The following is a 1,622-nucleotide window of genomic DNA, read 5'->3' as shown; positions in this document are numbered from 1 at the left end:
GTATATCGATTAAATCTATACCAGTTACGTAAGTTGGCGATATGTTAGAAATTTTTTTAATTATATTTGATTTATTTCATAAAATATACTTACAATAAAATATTTAGTATTAGCATAAAAATAGGCTTATATACTAAATTTATACTAGATAAACTTAAACAAAAGAGAAACTTATTAAATTTGATGTGAAATGCTAGTTTAAATTTGTGAGTGACCTACGAAAATTTGATCTAGAAAGTATTATTAAATTTAGCCAGAACTAAGATGAACTGACTAAATTTGGGATATTTAAATTTCTTTATAACCGACTATATTTAGCCCAAAACCGGCTAAGCTTACAAATTCTTTATTTTTATTTGAACTTAGAAGCTCGATATCCTTGACGCCAAAGTGATTTAAAATTTGCGCTCCAATGCCGTAGTCTTTGCTAGTATTTGAGTTGTCACTATCTAAAAAGATCAAAATTCCACCATTTTGGCTTAGAAATTTAATAGTTTTTAAAAGCTCGTCATATTTTGAACTGCTCAAAAGCTCGTGATCGGCAAGGATCTTTTGAAATTTGACATTTACCTTGCTCTTTGGCTCGCCAAAAAGATAAGCTGAGTGGATTTTACCCTTGTGATCGGTGATATCGTATCTTGCTGCAGCACAGTCTGCGATCATCACGTTGCTTTTTTCGCCAACTCTTATGAGGCTTTCATGGCTTAGTCTATACTCGACCAGATCGGAAACGCTGATCATATTTAGTCCAAATTTCTTACAAAACTCCTCTAGATAGTCGCGCCTTGCCATTGTGCCATCTTCTTTTACTATCTCACATATCGAAGCCATCGGGCTAACGCCAGCAAGCTTACAAAGATCGACCGAGCCCTCGGTGTGACCTGTGCGAACGAGCACGCCGCCATTTTTTGCGATAAGTGGGAAAATGTGTCCTGGGCGCACGAAGTCTTCAGGCTTTGAGCTGGTCTCTGCAGCAAGCCTGATCGTCATATCGCGCTCATATGCGCTCACGCCCGTTGTTGCGTCTTTTGCATCGATCGTAACCGTAAAAGCTGTCTCATGGCTCGATGTGTTTTTGGCTACCATTAGCGGTAGATCAAGCCTTTTTGCGTTCGCCTCGTCCATCGCAAGACAGAGCACGCCCTTTGCATGAGTGATAGCAAAATTTACCTTTTGCATGTCGCTACTAGCTGCTGAAAAGACTAGATCGCCCTCGTTTTCGCGGTCCTCATCATCGACCATGACGACCATTTTTCCATTTTTTATATCTTCGATCGCTCTTAATACATTTTCAAGTGCCATAATTATCCTTTTATAAATTTTCACGATTATATTGATATTTTGATAATCAAAAGATAAAAACCATATTTTTTCTTTGCCGGTAATCACTTTTGAGAAAAAATAGAATTTACACAAAAAATTTAAGCTTTTCAGGTTGATATTAGCCATTTGGCAGGATAAATTTATATCATATAGACATAAAATTTATATATTTGCGCGATAAAACAAATTTTGACTTTAAATTTTAAAATATGCCTTAGACGTTAGGCAACAATAAATTGTTATTTTAGCTTATTGATAGCACTATAAAGATAATTGAAATTTTATATTAAATTTATAAA

1 protein-coding gene is annotated in these 1,622 nt (G+C 35.3%); it reads right to left on the bottom strand.

Annotated elements, in window-relative coordinates:
• Positions 1–288: 288 nt before the first annotated feature.
• Positions 289–1,302, bottom strand: coding sequence for a bifunctional 3,4-dihydroxy-2-butanone 4-phosphate synthase/GTP cyclohydrolase II (locus CYP26_RS00630; protein WP_103629991.1), 1,014 nt, complete (start codon positions 1,300–1,302; stop codon positions 289–291).
• Positions 1,303–1,622 lie beyond the last annotated feature (320 nt).

Origin of the sequence: Campylobacter concisus, from assembly GCF_002913225.1 — a bacterium.
GTDB classification, from domain to species: Bacteria; Campylobacterota; Campylobacteria; order Campylobacterales; family Campylobacteraceae; genus Campylobacter_A; species Campylobacter_A concisus_J.
The sequence above is the reverse complement of the archived record's forward strand: the minus strand, read 5'-3'. Positions and strand labels throughout refer to the sequence as shown.

Bases quoted from the DNA above. Each gene is read 5' to 3' on its own strand.
- CYP26_RS00630 (WP_103629991.1), bottom strand. From the start codon at position 1,302: ATGGCACTTGAAAATGTATTAAGAGCGATCGAAGATATAAAAAATGGA.